Source organism: Streptomyces sp. NPDC051684 (assembly GCF_044453445.1).
Taxonomy (GTDB): Bacteria; Actinomycetota; Actinomycetes; order Streptomycetales; family Streptomycetaceae; genus Streptomyces.
The window spans coordinates 73,973-87,838 of the sequence record NZ_JBITCS010000009.1; the positions used below are offsets into that span (position 1 = coordinate 73,973).

Consider the following 13,866-nt stretch of genomic DNA (forward strand, 5'->3'; position numbering starts at 1 on the left):
GGCGGCCCACCACAGGACCGTCCGGCGCGTGCGCGGTGCCCGCCCGTCCCTCAATCAGGGACGGAACCACCCTCAACCTGTGCAACATGACTTAAGGGGTCAGAAAAGTGGCAGCGGAGATCGTCAACCCTCGCAGCGACGCGAGTACCGGCAACGAGGGCTCCGACGAGCCCTTCGATCCGGCTTTCGCGCTGCACCGTGGCGGCAAGATGGCCGTGCAGGCCACCGTGCCGGTCCGTGACAAGGACGACCTGTCCCTGGCGTACACGCCCGGCGTCGCGAAGGTGTGCAGCGCGATCGCCGAGCAGCCGGAGCTCGTCCACGACTACACGTGGAAGTCGAGCGTCGTGGCCGTCGTGACGGACGGTTCGGCCGTCCTCGGACTCGGTGACATCGGTCCCGAGGCCTCCCTCCCGGTGATGGAGGGCAAGGCCATTCTCTTCAAGCAGTTCGGCGGCGTGGACGCGGTGCCGCTCGCGCTCTCGACGAACGACGTCGACGAGATCGTCGACACCGTCGTGCGCCTCGCCCCGTCCTTCGGCGGCGTGAACCTCGAGGACATCTCGGCCCCGCGCTGCTTCGAGATCGAGAAGAAGCTCCAGGAGCGCCTGGACATCCCGGTCTTCCACGACGACCAGCACGGCACCGCCGTGGTGACGCTGGCCGCCCTGAAGAACGCGGCCCGGCTCAGCGGGCGCGCCCTCGGCGACCTGCGTGCCGTGATCTCCGGCGCCGGTGCGGCGGGCGTCGCGATCGCGAAGTTCCTCCTCGAGGCGGGCCTCGGCGACGTGGCGGTCACGGACCGCAAGGGCATCGTCAGCCGGGACCGCGAGGACCTCACGCCGGTCAAGCGCGAGCTCGCCGAGATCACCAACAAGGCGGGCCTCTCCGGCTCCCTCGAGGACGCCCTCGCGGGTGCCGACGTCTACATCGGCGTCTCCGGCGGTACGGTCCCCGAGCCCGCGGTCGCCTCGATGGCGGACGGCGCCTTCGTGTTCGCGATGGCCAACCCGAACCCCGAGGTGCACCCCGACGTCGCGCACAAGTACGCGGCCGTCGTGGCGACCGGGCGTTCGGACTTCCCGAACCAGATCAACAACGTGCTCGCGTTCCCCGGCATCTTCGCCGGCGCGCTCCAGGTCCGGGCCTCCCGGATCACCGAGACGATGAAGATCGCGGCCGCCGAGGCGCTGGCCGCAGTGGTCGGTGACGAGCTGTCCGCCGAGTACGTGATCCCGTCGCCGTTCGACGAGCGGGTGGCTCCGGCCGTCACGGCGGCGGTTGCCGCCGCCGCTCGCGCGGAGGGTGTGGCGCGCCGCTGACATCGGCTGCGTTCGGCTCGTTCGGTGAAGGCCCCGCCTCTTCGGCGGGGCCTTTCCCGTGCGTGCGGCGTTCCTGGCTACGGGACGTGTGTCACAGGTGACGGTGGTTCCCCGGCCGGGGAGCGGCGCCTATCGTCAAGGTCATGTTCGCCGCCTACGCAGCCCGCATCGACCGTGATCAGCCGCTGAACGGCCTGGAGTTGGGGGAGCGGCCCGCCCCCGAGAACCGGCCCGGCTGGACCACCGTGAACGTCAGGGCCGCCTCCCTCAACCACCACGATCTGTGGTCGCTGCGCGGGGTCGGTCTCGGGGAGGAATCCCTGCCGATGATCCTCGGCTGCGACGCCGCCGGGATCGACAGCGAGGGCAACGAGGTCGTTCTGCACTCCGTCATCGGCCAGACCGGATACGGGGTCGGGCCGCGCGAGAAGCGCTCGATCCTCACCGAGAAGTACCAGGGCACCTTCGCCGAGCAGGTCACCGTGCCCGAGTGGAACGTGCTGCGCAAGCCGAAGGAGCTCTCCTTCGAGGAGGCCGCGTGCCTGCCGACCGCCTGGCTCACCGCGTACCGGATGCTCTTCACCAACGCCGGCGTACGGCCCGGTGACTCGGTCCTCGTGCAGGGTGCGGGCGGCGGGGTCGCGACGGCCGCGATCGTGCTCGGAAAGGCCGCGGGCCTGCGGGTCTTCGCGACCAGCCGGGACGAGGCGAAGCGCAAGCGGGCCCTGGAGCTCGGCGCCGTGGAGGCCGTGGAGACGGGGGCGCGCCTTTCGCAGCGGGTGGACGCCGTGATCGAGACGGTGGGCGCCGCCACCTGGTCGCACTCCGTGAAGTCCCTGAAGCCGGGCGGGACCCTGGTCATCTCCGGGGCGACGAGCGGGCCGAACCCGCCCGCCGCGGAACTGAACCGGATCTTCTTCCTCGAACTCAAGGTCGTCGGCTCGACCATGGGGTCCAAGGACGAGCTGGAGGACCTGCTGTCCTTCTGTGCCGCCACGGGTGTCCGGCCGGTGATCGACGAGGTGCTGCCACTGGACCGGGCCCGCGAAGGCTTCGAGAAGATGGCCGGTGGCGAGCTGTTCGGGAAGGTCGTGCTCAGCGTCTGAGCCGAGCAGGAAAGGGCTCCCGGCGGGTTGCCGGGAGCCCTTTTTCGTACCCACCATGTCAACCAGGGTTGACGTCGCCGGACTGTCAACCTAGATTGACAACATGACTGATGCGACGGATCTCGCCGAGCAGGCGGGGGCCCGCGATCCGCGGGTCGGGCTGCGCGCGGTCGCCGCGCTGCGGCGGCTCCTTGAGCAGCTGGAAGCGGTACAGGTGCGCAGTGCCCGCAATCAGGGCTGGTCGTGGCAGGAGATCGCGGCCGAACTCGGGATCAGCCGGCAGGCCGTGCACAAGAAGTACGGGAGGCGATGAGCGATGTTCGAGAGGTTCACCAAGGGCGCCCGGGACGTGGTGAAGGGCGCCGTCGCCCGGGCCGAGAGCGAACGCGCGGAACACGTCGACGAGGGCCACATGATGCTCGCGCTCCTCGACGGCAGCGGGACGCGCGGCGCGTTCGCGCTCGGCGCCCTCGGCGCGGACACACAGGAGCGTCGCGCGTCCATCGGGCGGGCGCTTGCCGTCGCGCGGCGCAGGGCGGGACTCTCGCGGGCCGACACCGAGGCCCTCGCGGGGATCGGCATCGACGTGGAGGAGGTCGTCGCCCGGGTCGAACAGGCCCATGGGGAGGGCGTGTTGACCGGCGGCCGCCGGATCGGCGGGCGGCGGCCCCTCACCCGCGAGGCCAAGGGCGTGCTCGAATCCTCCCTGCGCATCGCCCTCGCCCACCAGGACCGGTCGATCGGCGACGAGCACCTCCTCCTCGCCCTCGCTTCCCGCCCGGGCGTCGCCTCCGAGGTCCTGTCCGAGCACGGGGTGACCGTGACGGCGGTGGAGCGGGTGCTGTACGGGGGCGGGGCGGCGGCGGCCGGCTGACCCGCCGCCCTTTCCCCCCGAGGCCCGCTACGCCTTCGGCGTCCGCAGGGCCGCCGCGATGTGGGCCGCCGCGTCCGACAAGTGGTGCCGGGCCTCGCCGAGTTGGGACGCCGTCACCCCGTGGTCGCGCGCCGCGTCGCGGATCTCGTCGCGGAAGCGGTCCAGGAGGCGGTCCAGGTCGCGGGCCGGATCGCCGCTGGAGTGCTCCTCCGAGGCCCACGACGGGACGTATTCGGCGGGGACCTCGTCGTTCGGCGGGCGGTACTGGGGCTCGGTCGGGGCGGTGTGCCCGGCCTCCTTGCTCCAGGACTTGCCGAACTCGCCGAACTCCTTGGCCAGTTCGGTCAGGCCCTCGCGCACGCCCGTCGGCCAGTCGCCGCGCGTGAAGTGGTCCTGCACCTGCTCCTGCACACGCTTGGCCATGCGCTGGAAGTCCTCCGCGGCCTGTGCCCGCACCTGCTCCTGCGACTCCTTGGCCTGGCGGCGCGCCCGCTGGGCCTCCTCGCGGGCCCGGCGGCTCTCGTCCTTCGCCCGCCGCGCCTGCTCCTTCCACTCGTGCTTGGCGCGCCGCACCTCCTCCTTGGTGGCGCGCCACGCCTCCTTGTCCGTGAAGTCGCCGGGGCCGGGGCCCGTGCGGGTCTGGGACGCCGCCGCGCGCACCTCGCGACGCAGATCGCCCGCCGCGCCCCGCACGTCGTCGCGGATCTCCGCCGCCAGCTCGGCCACGGACTCGCGGATCTCCAGCTCAAGGTCGGCCAACTCGCCGCTGCGGTCCGCCAGTTCGGCCCGGCCCGCCTCGGTGATCGCGTAGACCTTCCGGCCGCCCTCCGTGGTGTGGGTGACCAGGCCCTCCGACTCCAGCTTGGCCAGGCGCGGGTAGACCGTGCCGGCCGAGGGTGCGTACAGGCCCTGGAAGCGCTCCTCGAGGAGGCGGATCACCTCGTACCCGTGGCGCGGCGCCTCGTCGAGCAGCTTCAGCAGGTAGAGACGCAGGCGCCCGTGGGCGAAGACGGGGGGCATGTCAGAGCACCTTCTTGTCGTCGGGACCGTCGCTGTCGTCGGGGCGGTCGGTGCCGGCCGGATCGTCGGCGTCGGCGGGGTCGGCGGGGTCGGTGTCCTGGGGCTCGGGGGAGTCCTGAGGTCCGCGGGCGTCCTGAGGTCCGGGGGAGTCCGAGAGTTCCGCCGGGTGCGGGGCCTCCTCCGAAGGGGGCCTGCGCAGCAGGGCGATCGACCCGGAGACCGTCGTCGCCTTCAGCTTGCCGGTGCCCGCGCCGAGCCGGCCGGTGATCTTGTGGGCGCCCCAGGCGCCCGCCACGCGCAGATCCTCGAAGGCGTTCGACACCGCTCCGCTCGCCGTGTTCGCCTCGACCTCCGTGTCCGCCGGGTGCGGGATGCGGATGGCGATCTCGCCGGAGACGCTCGTCAGGCTCACGTCCGTGGGCCCCGCGGGGTCCAGGTCCACGATCATCGATCCGCTCACCGTGTCCGCCTTCACGGAGGAGCCCGAGCCCTCGACGACGGTCAGGTCGCCGGAGACCGAGTTGAAGCGGAGGCTGCCGGTGACCGCCTGGGCCTCGACGCCGCCGGAGACCGTGCTGGTGTGCACCGGGCCGGTCACGCCCACGAGCGTCGTGTCGCCCGTGACGCCCTTCACCTCCGTGAGCCCCTCGGTGCCCGAGACCACCGCGCCCGCCGAGACCACGCCGACCTCGACCCGCGTGTTCGCCGGGACCGCGAGGGAGACGACCGCGCTGCGGTGCCAGCCCTTGCGGTCGAGCCACTTGAGGAAACCTTTCCAGGGCAGGTCGTCGTACGCGACGGTGAGCGTGCCGTCCGACTGCGTGACGCGCAGGGGCGGGCCCTCGATCTCCGACACCTCGAGGCGGGCCGGCCCCTCGGCCGTCCCCACCACATTCACCGCACCGCTCACGATGCGTACGTGCAGCGCCGACACCGGCTCGTCGAACACGAGCTTCCGCGGCTCCGTGACGGACCACTCGGGCATGGTGCGACCTCCTCGACGACCGGAGCGAACGCGCCATATCGCGTCCTCTGTCAAACACGATATATCGCGGACGTGGAAAGTCAAGACTGTCGCGAAACTCCGGGCCCCGACGCCCGGCGGGCCGCCGGTACGGCATCGGCAGGTCGCCGGTAGGTCGTCCAATTGCTGCGGATATCCACCTATTTGCTCTAGCGTGGGTCCATGTCGTCCCTCGAACCCGCCGGTGCGCTGCTGCTCTGCCGCGCCGAACCGTCCGTCGTCGGGCCCGCCGCTCAACTGCTGCGCGAGCGGATGCTGCTCACCCGCGCCGGACGTGAGTGGAGCGTCCTCGTGCCCGAGGCGAAGCCGTGGCTGTCCATGGAGGACGGCGGCGGCGAACCCGTCGACCGGGTCCTCGGCGGCTGGGCGGGCGCGCTCGCCGTCGGCGCGACCTGGCCGGTGCTCGCGCTGTGGTGGGACGCCGACCGCAGCGGGTTCACGCTGGCCTCCGGGTTCCGCCGCCCGGTCGGCTACGAATGGCTCGCGAACGGCACCCCGGTCGGTGAGGCCGAGGCGCTGCGCACCTTCGCGGCCCGCCTCGGCCTGGACCCCGTACTCGATCTGCAGGCGCTCGAGGCCCTCGCGAAGCCCGACACCGGCGACGGCGCGTCCGACGCGCGCGCCCGCCTGCTCGGCCTTCTCGCGGTGCTCACCCGCGCCGGGCTGACCCTCCCCGCGGGGCTGACCCCCGGCGAACCCGCCGACCGGCTGCGCGAGGTCGCCCGGATCCAGCAGGACGCGCAGCAGGTCACGTGGTCGGGCTGGCGCGACGCCGTGCACGCCGAGCTCGACGTCGTGGAGGCCACGAGCGTCGGCCCCTGGCTGCGCGGCCCCAGGGCACGACTGCTTGCCGCCGCCCAGCTCGCGGCGGGGCTGCCGCTCACCGTGCACGGCCTGCGGCGGCGCAGCGGCGGCTGGACCACCGCCGGGGCGCTGCTCCTGCTGCACGGGGCGCTCGGATTCGCGTACGAGAGGGTGCGGGCGGCGCGCAAGGCCACCTGAGCCCCGCTGAGGTTCGGGCCGCCTGGGGGCCTACTCCTCGTCGTCGTCCTCGTCGTCGAGCCGTGCCAGCCAGGTGGCCAGCCGCTCCACCGGCACCTCGAAGTCCGGATTGAGGTCGACGAACGTCCGCAGCTGCTCGGCGAGCCACTCGAAGGTGACCTCCTCCTCGCCGCGCCGCTTCTCCAGCTCTTCGATGCCGCGGTCCGTGAAGTACATGGGGCTGTTTCTCCTGCGTGCGGGGCCCGCGCGGGCGCGCGGGCGTGGTGTGACTGACCACCAAGCCTATGGGGAGGGCCGGCGTCGGGGCCCGGCCGAGGGGTAGCCCCCGCTCAACCGGGGAAGGACCCTTGTCCCGCAAGGGAGGTCACGGGGGAACGGGAAACGGGGGAGCGGTATGGAGCGGCAAGGGGCGCGAGGAGAAGCACGGGAAGTGACCAGGGTCGCGCGGATCGCGCTGCCCGACGGGACCCCGGTGTGGGCCCGAATATCCGGGGACGCCGAGGAACTGGGCCTGCGAGACGGCGAGTTGTCGTACTCCGACACCGGGTTCACGGACCGGGTGGAGGCGAGTGTCGAGAGTCTGCACGCGCTCGTGACGGGGGTCGCGCGCTCCCTCGCGCGGCCGCTGCGCGCCGTGCGCCCCGACGAGGTCAGCGTCGAGTTCGGCGTCGAGCTGACCGCCAAGGCGGGCAAGGTCGTCGGACTGCTCGCGGACGGCGAGGCGAAGGCCGGCATCAAGGTCACCCTCACCTGGAACGAGGGCCCTCCCGACCTGGAGAACCCGGGCGCGCCGCCCGGCGCCCCGGCGCACGGGGGAGCCGATCCGACCGTCGCCGGGGCCGGGGCATGACCCCAGTGCGCGACGGGGGCGCACCGGGCCAACGGGATGCCGCCCTCCTTGCGCTGCGTGAACTCGTCATGGCGGCCACGGTGCGCATTCATCGCACGGGGGCCGGGTATGCAGCCGACGAACCCGGAAGCTTCGTCGGGAGCGGCTTCTTCGTCGCCCCGAACTGGGTGTTGACCTGCGCACACGTGGCACGCGGCGGGGAAGGGGGCGAGCTGGCGGTGGCCTACGAGAGCGGACCCGGCCGCGGCACGTCCCACGTACCGGGGGAGGTCGTCGCCACGCTCCCCGAGGGCGTCGACCAGGCGGTGCGCGGCGGCTGGCCCGCCCCCGACCTCGCTCTCATCCGGCTGCGCGAGCCCGTCGACCACGAGTGCGTCTACGTGGCCGAGCGGCCCGCCGCGTACTACAGCGAGGGGGAGGTCTTTTACGCGGGCTGGACCGTGGTGGACGGACGGGTCTGCCGGCTCGACGGGCCGATCGCCGTCAAGGGCACCATCGGCGACTGGTCGTCCGGCGTACAGCTGCGGCTCGGGGAGAACGACCTGCCGTACGGGATCTCGGGCGGCCCCGTCGTCGACCCGGTGCGCGGCGAGGTCATCGGCGTACTGAAGTCGCGGGCGGACCACGGGCGGGGCGGCACGTCCATCGGGATCGAGCAGCTGCGCACGCTGCCCGCGCCGGTGCCCGGGCAGTCGGTGCGGGCCGAGCACGACGACCTCTACCAGGCGGTCTGCCACGCCCACGACCGCTACCACCGGGACCGCCAGCGGCAGTCGCAGCCCGCCCGCAACACCTGGGCCGATGTGCAGAGCCGGCTCGGCGCGCGGCCGGGGCGCACGCTCACCGCGGGCGAGCGCGTCCAGTTGCTCGGCCGGCTCGCCGACCTGCCGCCGCCGGTCAGTACCCGCGGTCTGCTCGACATCCTGGAGTCGCTCCCGGAGTTCGAAGGGGGCACCCCGCTGCCCTCGCCGCGCGGCTGGCGGGACGGGCTCGGCGCCCTGTACGAAGGCGCGCACGACGAGGGCGTGCGCGCTCTCGTGCTCGACTACGCGGTACGGGTCATGACGGCCGAGCGCCCCTTCGTCACCCCGAGCACCGCGGGCGCCGAGCAGGCCCTGTGGGAGTGGGTGCGGCAGGCCGGCGAGGAACGGCTCGACATGGGGCGCAGGCGGCGTATCGAGAAGCTGCGCACCGACCGTCTGAGGGAGCGCAGACCACCCGGCGCGGCCCCCGAGCCCGCCCCCGACCGGACGGCCCGGCCCGCCGCGCTGCTCGAACTCGTCGAGCGCGGCTGGGAGCGGGACCACTGGGACTGGCAGGTGTACGTGACCCGGCCGGGCGGCGCGCGCGACTGCGTGCGGCAGGAGGATCGCACCCCGACCGACGCTCTCCCGGCGCGGCTCGCCGCGCCCCTCGCGGAGGCCTTCCGGCAGTGCGACGAACCCGGGTGGCCCGCGACCCTCCAGGTCGTGCTTCCGCACACCCGTCTCGATCTGCCGGTGGACGGCTGGCGGCTGCGGCCCGACGAACCGCCGCTCGGCGTGCGCGGCCCCGTCGTGCTGCGCTGCGGCGACCGGGACAGGCTGCCCGGCGAGCCCGGCTTCGAGGACTGCGCCCCGGCGTCGTCCGAACCGGACGCCGACCGCGCGGACCGCTGGCGCTGGCTGCACGCGCACAGCGCCCGGGCCGAGTTCCTCGACTGCGACGCCGGGGTGCCCAGGCCGGTTCCCGAAGGCTTGGAGCTGCGCGATCTGTCGCCCGCGTCCGTACCGGTGATGTGCCGCTATGGAGAGCACCGCTACGAGGACGACACCGAGGCGCTGGCCCGGATCCTGCTGGGCGGCTTCGGTGTCGCCCTGTGGCGCCGCGGTCCGGCCCGCTCGGCGGCGGTGTGCGGCGAGTTCCACCGGGGCGCCGCCGTCACGGTCGCCGACCCGCGCGGGGCCCGGCAACTGCCGGAGCGCGTCCACGAGTTGCGCAGAAAGCTCCTGGCGAGCCACACGGAGGCGTTCTGGGCCGACGGCATCGCGCTCTTCTACGACGATCCGGACCAGCCCCTTCCGGGCTCGGGCGAACTCCTGGAGGCGCCGTGACGCCAGCACGCCCCTTCAGGCCAGCTCCCCACGGAGCCCTTACCAGCGCCACGAACCATCGATACCGTGAGGCACGTCCCTTCGGCTGCCCTGCTGGACGAGTGACGACGAGGACCGGACCATGACCGAATCCAGTGAGTGGCTCATCTACCGTGGCGCCGGCGAACCCCACGAGGGCCTCGACCGCCTGCCCCCGCCGCCGCCCTGGCGGGACTTCTCGGGGCGGGGCTCCAACGGTGGAGACGGTTCCGAGGACCGCAGGCTCGGCGCGCACCGGCACCTGGCGGAGCTGCACAGGCCCGGCGCCGAAGAGCTCGAAATGATCAACGCGGCGCTGTATCTGCGCCGCCCCCTGCTCGTGACGGGCAGCCCCGGCGCGGGCAAGAGCACACTCGCGCACTCGGTGGCGTACGAGCTGGGCCTGGGCAACGTACTGCGCTGGTCCATCGTCAGCCGGTCCACGCTCCAGGACGGGCTCTACCACTACGACGCGATCGCCCGCCTCCAGGACGTGCAGATCGCGGCGCAGGGCGGATTCGGCTCGGCGGCCGGGTCGCCGGGGGCCGTCGAGGGGATCGGGAGCTACATCAGGCTCGGGCCGCTGGGCACCGCGCTGCTGCCGTCGCCGACACCGCGCGTGCTGCTCATCGACGAGCTCGACAAGAGCGACATCGACCTGCCCAACGACCTGCTGAACGTACTGGAGGAGGGCGAGTTCGCGATCCCCGAACTGGAGCGGGTCGCCGACCGGTTACCGGACGGCGAGGCGGAGGTGCTCACCGCCGACGGCGTGAAGGTCCGCGTCCGCGACGGCCGGGTGCGCTGCAACGCCTTCCCGTTCGTGGTGCTCACCAGCAATGGGGAGCGCGACTTCCCCGCCCCGCTGATGCGCCGCTGCATCCACCTCGAACTCGGCAGGCCCGACCACAACCGGCTCGCCACCTTCGTCCGCGCCCACCTCGGCGACGAGGCGGCACGCGCGGGCGACGATCTGATCAACCGGTTCCTGGAGCGCTCGCGCAGCGAACTCCTCGCCACCGACCAGCTGTTGAACGCGATCTATCTGACCGACGCCGCCGCCCCCACCAGCCGCGAGTCCTTCGCCGACCTCCTGATCCAGCGACTCGACCGCCCGAGGTGAAGCGGTGACTCCCGACGCGACGGCGCGTCAGGGTCCCGGTTCGCCCTCGGAACCCGGACGCCAGGGCGGCGACCCTGTCGCCGAACTCATCGCCAGGCTGCGGCGGATCGGGCTCGACCCCGACGCCGAAGGGCTGTGCGACGCACTGTGGCTGGCCAGGTACGCGCGCCCCGCGCAGACCGTGGAGCAGTCGGAGCCCGCCCCCCTCGGGCGGCCCGGCTACGCAGGCCCTCTGCCGACGCAGGTGCCGATCACCCCGGCCCCGGAGCCCGTGGAGCGCGAGCCCGAGCCGCCGGCTCCCCAGGTGTACGGCGAGGGCGGCGAACGGCGCGTCGCGCTGTACCCCGTCCCGCGCTCCGGCAACGGTCGCGCACGCGGCGGCGGCCGCACCGCACCGCTCCCGGTCGGCGTCCCCGCGGCGCCCGCGTTCCCCGCCCCGCTCGAACTCCAGCGCGCCCTGCGGCCGTTGCAGGGCTACCGCAGCGCCGCCCCACCGCTGCGCTCGGTGCTCGACGAGACGGCGACCGCGGAGCGCACCGCGCGCGCGGGCGGCCTCGTGCTGCCGGTCTTCCGGGCCGTGACCCGCGCCGACGCCCGGCTCAGCCTCGTGATGGACGCCTCCTCCTCGATGCGCGTGTGGGACCGGATGTTCACCGAACTGGAGCAGGTCTTCGGCCAGTTGGGCGCCTTCTGGGACATCCAGGTCAGCTATCTGCACGAGGGCCCGGACGCGCAGGCCGCCGTCAGCCGCAGCCCCGAGCTGTACGGGGCGCCCCTGCACTCCACCGACCGGCTCAGCGACCCGTCGGGGCGCCAGGTCACCCTCCTCGTCAGCGACTGCGCGGGCCCGCTGTGGCGCAGCGGCCGGGCCCACCGGCTCCTGCACCAGCTGGCGCGGCAGGCCCCCGCCGCCGTGCTCCAGCCCCTGCCGCAGCGCATGTGGAACAGGACCCGGCTCCCGGTCTCGTACGGGGAGTTGAGCCGCGGTGAGGCGCTGGGCGGCGCCGCGGCGCTGCGCGTGCGGACGCCTTCGGGACCCTCGGCGCAGGCGCGCGCGGGCGCGCTCCCGGTGCCCGTGCTGCCGCCCGAGCCGGTGGCGCTCGGTGCCTGGGCGCGGCTCCTGTCGGGGGCCGGCGCCGGGCCGGTGTCCGGGGCCGTCGGCTGGGTCAGGGCGGACCAGCGGCGGGCGTCGGCGGGGCGGCAGGCGCAGCGGCCCTCCGTGCTCGAACTGGTCTCCCGGTTCCGCTCCACCGCCTCGCCGGACGCGAGCCGGCTCGCCGGATTCCTGGCGGCGGCCCCACTGTGCCTGCCGGTGATGCAGCTGGTGCAGCGGACGATGCTGCCCGGTTCGGGCCCGTCCGAACTGGCCGAGGTGCTGCTCAGCGGGCTGCTCACACGCACCAAGGAGGAGCACGGGGGCGACGGCGGCGACGGTGTGCAGTGGTACGAGTTCGCGCCGGGCGTGCAGGAGTCGCTGCTCGGGCCGCTCGGCAGGGACGAGGCCGTGCTGGTCCTCAAGCACTGCTCCGAGTACATCGAGGCCCGCTTCGGCAAGGGCGGCCCCAACTTCCCGGCCCTCGCGCTGGCCCAGCTCGGCGACGGCGACGACGCCGGGGGCGGCGGGGATTCGGCCACCGACCGCCCCACGGTGACCGGCACCGGATACCGGCCGCCGCACACCGTGGGCGGCGACAGCGGGGACGCCGGCGCGAACGGCGCCGACCTGGTCCCGCAGCCCTTCGCCGAGGTCGCCGCGCGGGTCCTGGAGCGCTTCATGCCGCTGCCCGAACAGTTCGCGCTGTACGGGCGTCCCGGACAGGACGGCGCCCAGGAGGCGCCGCCCACCCACCCCGCCGTCACCCGCGCCCGCGCTCTCGCCGCCCGCTTCGACGGCGAGCGCATGGTGCAGGACCTCATCGACGCGGTGCAGCTGCTGCGCGGCGCCGCCGAGCACGAGTCGCCCACGGAGCGGGACTTCGAGCTGTGGGCCGAGTACGCCCACTGCGTGCTGCGCCTGTGGGAGGTGCAGGGCGGCGCCGAGCTGCTGCGCGAGGCCGAGCAGGCCGCCGAGCGGGCCGCCGCCCACCCGCACGCGCTGCGCGAACGTGCCGTCCTCGCGCGCGTGCTCTCCACCGCCGCCACGGACCGCAGGCGCCGCGGCGACCGGAGCGGCGCGCTCGAACTTCTGCGCAGGGCCGACCGGGAGTACGCGGTGGCCTGTTCGGTGCCCGACCTCGCGGAGCAGGAGGCGCTGCGGCTCACCCTGGAGCGCGTCGGCGCCCTGGAGGCGCAGTGGCGACTCGGCGGCGACAGCGCGCTGCTCCAGGGCGCGGTCGGCATGCTGGAGGCGTTCGTCGACACCTGGCAGGGCCGCAGCCACCCGCCCGAACTCCCGCTCGCCCACGGCCGGATCCTGCTGCGGCTGTCCGGCGCCGCCGCCGACGGCGAGCAGGCCGTCAAGTACGCGGAGCAGGCGGCGGGTTCGCTGCGCACCGCCCTGAACAGCGAGGCGGGGGACCCGGGCGGCGTGCCACGGGTGCGGGTGCTGCTCGACCTCGTGGACGCCCTGCTCGTCTGCGGCGACGGACTCGACGAGGCGGCGGCGCGGGTCGACGAGGCCCTCGCGGCCGCCCGCGACCAGCGGCTGCGCGCCGCCGTCCTGCTGCGGGCCGCCCGCGTGGCCCGCGCCCGCCACGCCGAGTCCGGCGACCCCCGCGAACTCCAGGAAGCCGCGGGCCACTTCGAACAGGCCGCGCACTGGATGCCGCGGGACTCCGCAGCCCACGCCGACGCGCTCGCCGAGTGGGGCGAGGTACTGCTGAGCCGGGCCGGCGCCGCGCCGGCCACGCCCGCCGAACAGGACGCGCTGTCGCGGGCGATCCGGGTGCTGCGGGACTGCCGCGCCCAGACCCCGGCGGGCAGCGCCCGGCTCGCCCACCGGCTGCTGCTGCTCGGCCGCGCCCTGATGCTGCGCTACCGCGCGCGCGGGGACCGCGTCGACCTGCGCGAGGCCGAGTACCTCCTGGGCCTCGCCGCCGCCGAGGCGGACGACTTCCTGCCCGCCGCGCGCAGCTGGCTCGAACTCGGCCAGGTGCAGTTCGAGGTGTTCCGCAGCCTCGGCCGCCCGGCCCGCCTCGACGAGGCCGTCGACGCGTTCCGGTACGCCGCCGAGTCGGCCCGCGGCGCCGAACGGGAGGCCGATACCGAGCGGTCCCGCCAGGAAGCCGTGCTCCTGGGCGCGCAGGCACATCACTTGCGGGGTATGTCCTACGAAGCGGCGGCGCGGCCGCGTGCCGCCCGTGAGGCCTATCGGGCGGCGCGTCGTGAGTGGTCGAGGCTGCCCGAGGACACCGTGACCAGGAGCGGACCGACGGCACGGCAGACAGCGGAGCGCCTCGCCGAGCTGGACTGACACCGGGCCGTCGGCCGGGGAG

The 13,866-nt window shown here is 74.1% G+C and carries 12 protein-coding genes; 9 read left to right on the plus strand and 3 right to left on the minus strand.

Annotated elements, in window-relative coordinates:
* Nucleotides 1-107 precede the first annotated feature (107 nt).
* The 4 genes from ACIA8D_RS13485 to ACIA8D_RS13500 all read left to right on the plus strand — a co-directional run bounded on the left by ACIA8D_RS13485 (nt 108) and on the right by ACIA8D_RS13500 (nt 3,302).
* Nucleotides 108-1,322, plus strand: coding sequence for an NADP-dependent malic enzyme (locus tag ACIA8D_RS13485; RefSeq protein WP_399231641.1), 1,215 nt, complete (start codon nt 108-110; stop codon nt 1,320-1,322).
* A gap of 143 nt (nt 1,323-1,465) precedes the next feature.
* Nucleotides 1,466-2,428, plus strand: coding sequence for a zinc-binding dehydrogenase (locus tag ACIA8D_RS13490; protein ID WP_399231643.1), 963 nt, complete (start codon nt 1,466-1,468; stop codon nt 2,426-2,428).
* Between the two features lie 103 nt (nt 2,429-2,531).
* On the plus strand, nt 2,532-2,741 hold the full coding sequence (locus ACIA8D_RS13495) for a helix-turn-helix domain-containing protein (RefSeq protein ID WP_399231646.1): 210 nt from the start codon (nt 2,532-2,534) through the stop codon (nt 2,739-2,741).
* 3 nt (nt 2,742-2,744) lie between these two features.
* Nucleotides 2,745-3,302 carry a Clp protease N-terminal domain-containing protein gene (locus ACIA8D_RS13500; protein WP_399231648.1) on the plus strand — a complete coding sequence of 186 codons (558 nt, stop codon included), beginning with the start codon at nt 2,745-2,747 and terminating at the stop codon, nt 3,300-3,302.
* A 27-nt stretch (nt 3,303-3,329) separates the two neighbouring features.
* Here ACIA8D_RS13500 and ACIA8D_RS13505 read toward each other — a convergent pair whose 3' ends face one another.
* The gene (locus tag ACIA8D_RS13505) at nt 3,330-4,322 is read right to left on the minus strand and encodes a helix-turn-helix transcriptional regulator (RefSeq protein ID WP_399231649.1); all 993 of its coding nucleotides are present in this window, start codon (nt 4,320-4,322) and stop codon (nt 3,330-3,332) included.
* 1 nt (nt 4,323) lies between these two features.
* A complete protein-coding gene (locus ACIA8D_RS13510; protein WP_399231651.1) occupies nt 4,324-5,307 on the minus strand; it encodes a DUF4097 family beta strand repeat-containing protein in 984 nt (327 codons plus the stop codon).
* Between the two features lie 201 nt (nt 5,308-5,508).
* Here ACIA8D_RS13510 and ACIA8D_RS13515 point away from each other — a divergent pair, with 201 nt between their 5' ends.
* Nucleotides 5,509-6,348 (plus strand): hypothetical protein, encoded by an 840-nt coding sequence (locus ACIA8D_RS13515; protein WP_399231652.1) that lies wholly within the window; start codon nt 5,509-5,511, stop codon nt 6,346-6,348.
* Nucleotides 6,349-6,378: 30 nt separating this feature from the next.
* Here ACIA8D_RS13515 and ACIA8D_RS13520 read toward each other — a convergent pair whose 3' ends face one another.
* Nucleotides 6,379-6,564, minus strand: coding sequence for a DUF6104 family protein (locus ACIA8D_RS13520; RefSeq protein WP_037674049.1), 186 nt, complete (start codon nt 6,562-6,564; stop codon nt 6,379-6,381).
* A gap of 178 nt (nt 6,565-6,742) precedes the next feature.
* On the opposite strand from ACIA8D_RS13520, the gene ACIA8D_RS13525 reads away from it, so the two are divergent.
* The 4 genes from ACIA8D_RS13525 to ACIA8D_RS13540 all read left to right on the plus strand — a co-directional run bounded on the left by ACIA8D_RS13525 (nt 6,743) and on the right by ACIA8D_RS13540 (nt 13,844).
* Nucleotides 6,743-7,198, plus strand: a complete 456-nt coding sequence (locus tag ACIA8D_RS13525; protein WP_399231653.1) for a CU044_2847 family protein — start codon at nt 6,743-6,745, stop codon at nt 7,196-7,198.
* Complete coding sequence (locus tag ACIA8D_RS13530; protein WP_399231654.1) at nt 7,195-9,291, plus strand: trypsin-like peptidase domain-containing protein; 2,097 nt, start codon at nt 7,195-7,197, stop codon at nt 9,289-9,291. The genes ACIA8D_RS13525 and ACIA8D_RS13530 overlap by 4 nt, the downstream gene beginning before the upstream one ends.
* A gap of 121 nt (nt 9,292-9,412) precedes the next feature.
* Complete coding sequence (locus tag ACIA8D_RS13535) at nt 9,413-10,432, plus strand: AAA family ATPase (protein ID WP_399231656.1); 1,020 nt, start codon at nt 9,413-9,415, stop codon at nt 10,430-10,432.
* Between the two features lie 4 nt (nt 10,433-10,436).
* Nucleotides 10,437-13,844, plus strand: coding sequence for an SAV_2336 N-terminal domain-related protein (locus ACIA8D_RS13540; protein ID WP_399231658.1), 3,408 nt, complete (start codon nt 10,437-10,439; stop codon nt 13,842-13,844).
* Nucleotides 13,845-13,866 lie beyond the last annotated feature (22 nt).

Excerpts from the sequence above, each read along its gene's own strand:
- ACIA8D_RS13525 (WP_399231653.1), top strand. The coding sequence starts at position 6,743 with ATGGAGCGGCAAGGGGCGCGAGGAGAAGCACGGGAAGTGACCAGGGTC.
- ACIA8D_RS13530 (WP_399231654.1), top strand. The coding sequence starts at position 7,195 with ATGACCCCAGTGCGCGACGGGGGCGCACCGGGCCAACGGGATGCCGCC.
- ACIA8D_RS13515 (WP_399231652.1), top strand. The coding sequence starts at position 5,509 with ATGTCGTCCCTCGAACCCGCCGGTGCGCTGCTGCTCTGCCGCGCCGAA.
- ACIA8D_RS13535 (WP_399231656.1), top strand. The coding sequence starts at position 9,413 with ATGACCGAATCCAGTGAGTGGCTCATCTACCGTGGCGCCGGCGAACCC.
- ACIA8D_RS13505 (WP_399231649.1), bottom strand. The coding sequence starts at position 4,322 with ATGCCCCCCGTCTTCGCCCACGGGCGCCTGCGTCTCTACCTGCTGAAG.
- ACIA8D_RS13500 (WP_399231648.1), top strand. The coding sequence starts at position 2,745 with ATGTTCGAGAGGTTCACCAAGGGCGCCCGGGACGTGGTGAAGGGCGCC.
- ACIA8D_RS13490 (WP_399231643.1), top strand. The coding sequence starts at position 1,466 with ATGTTCGCCGCCTACGCAGCCCGCATCGACCGTGATCAGCCGCTGAAC.
- ACIA8D_RS13510 (WP_399231651.1), bottom strand. The coding sequence starts at position 5,307 with ATGCCCGAGTGGTCCGTCACGGAGCCGCGGAAGCTCGTGTTCGACGAG.
- ACIA8D_RS13520 (WP_037674049.1), bottom strand. The coding sequence starts at position 6,564 with ATGTACTTCACGGACCGCGGCATCGAAGAGCTGGAGAAGCGGCGCGGC.
- ACIA8D_RS13495 (WP_399231646.1), top strand. The coding sequence starts at position 2,532 with ATGACTGATGCGACGGATCTCGCCGAGCAGGCGGGGGCCCGCGATCCG.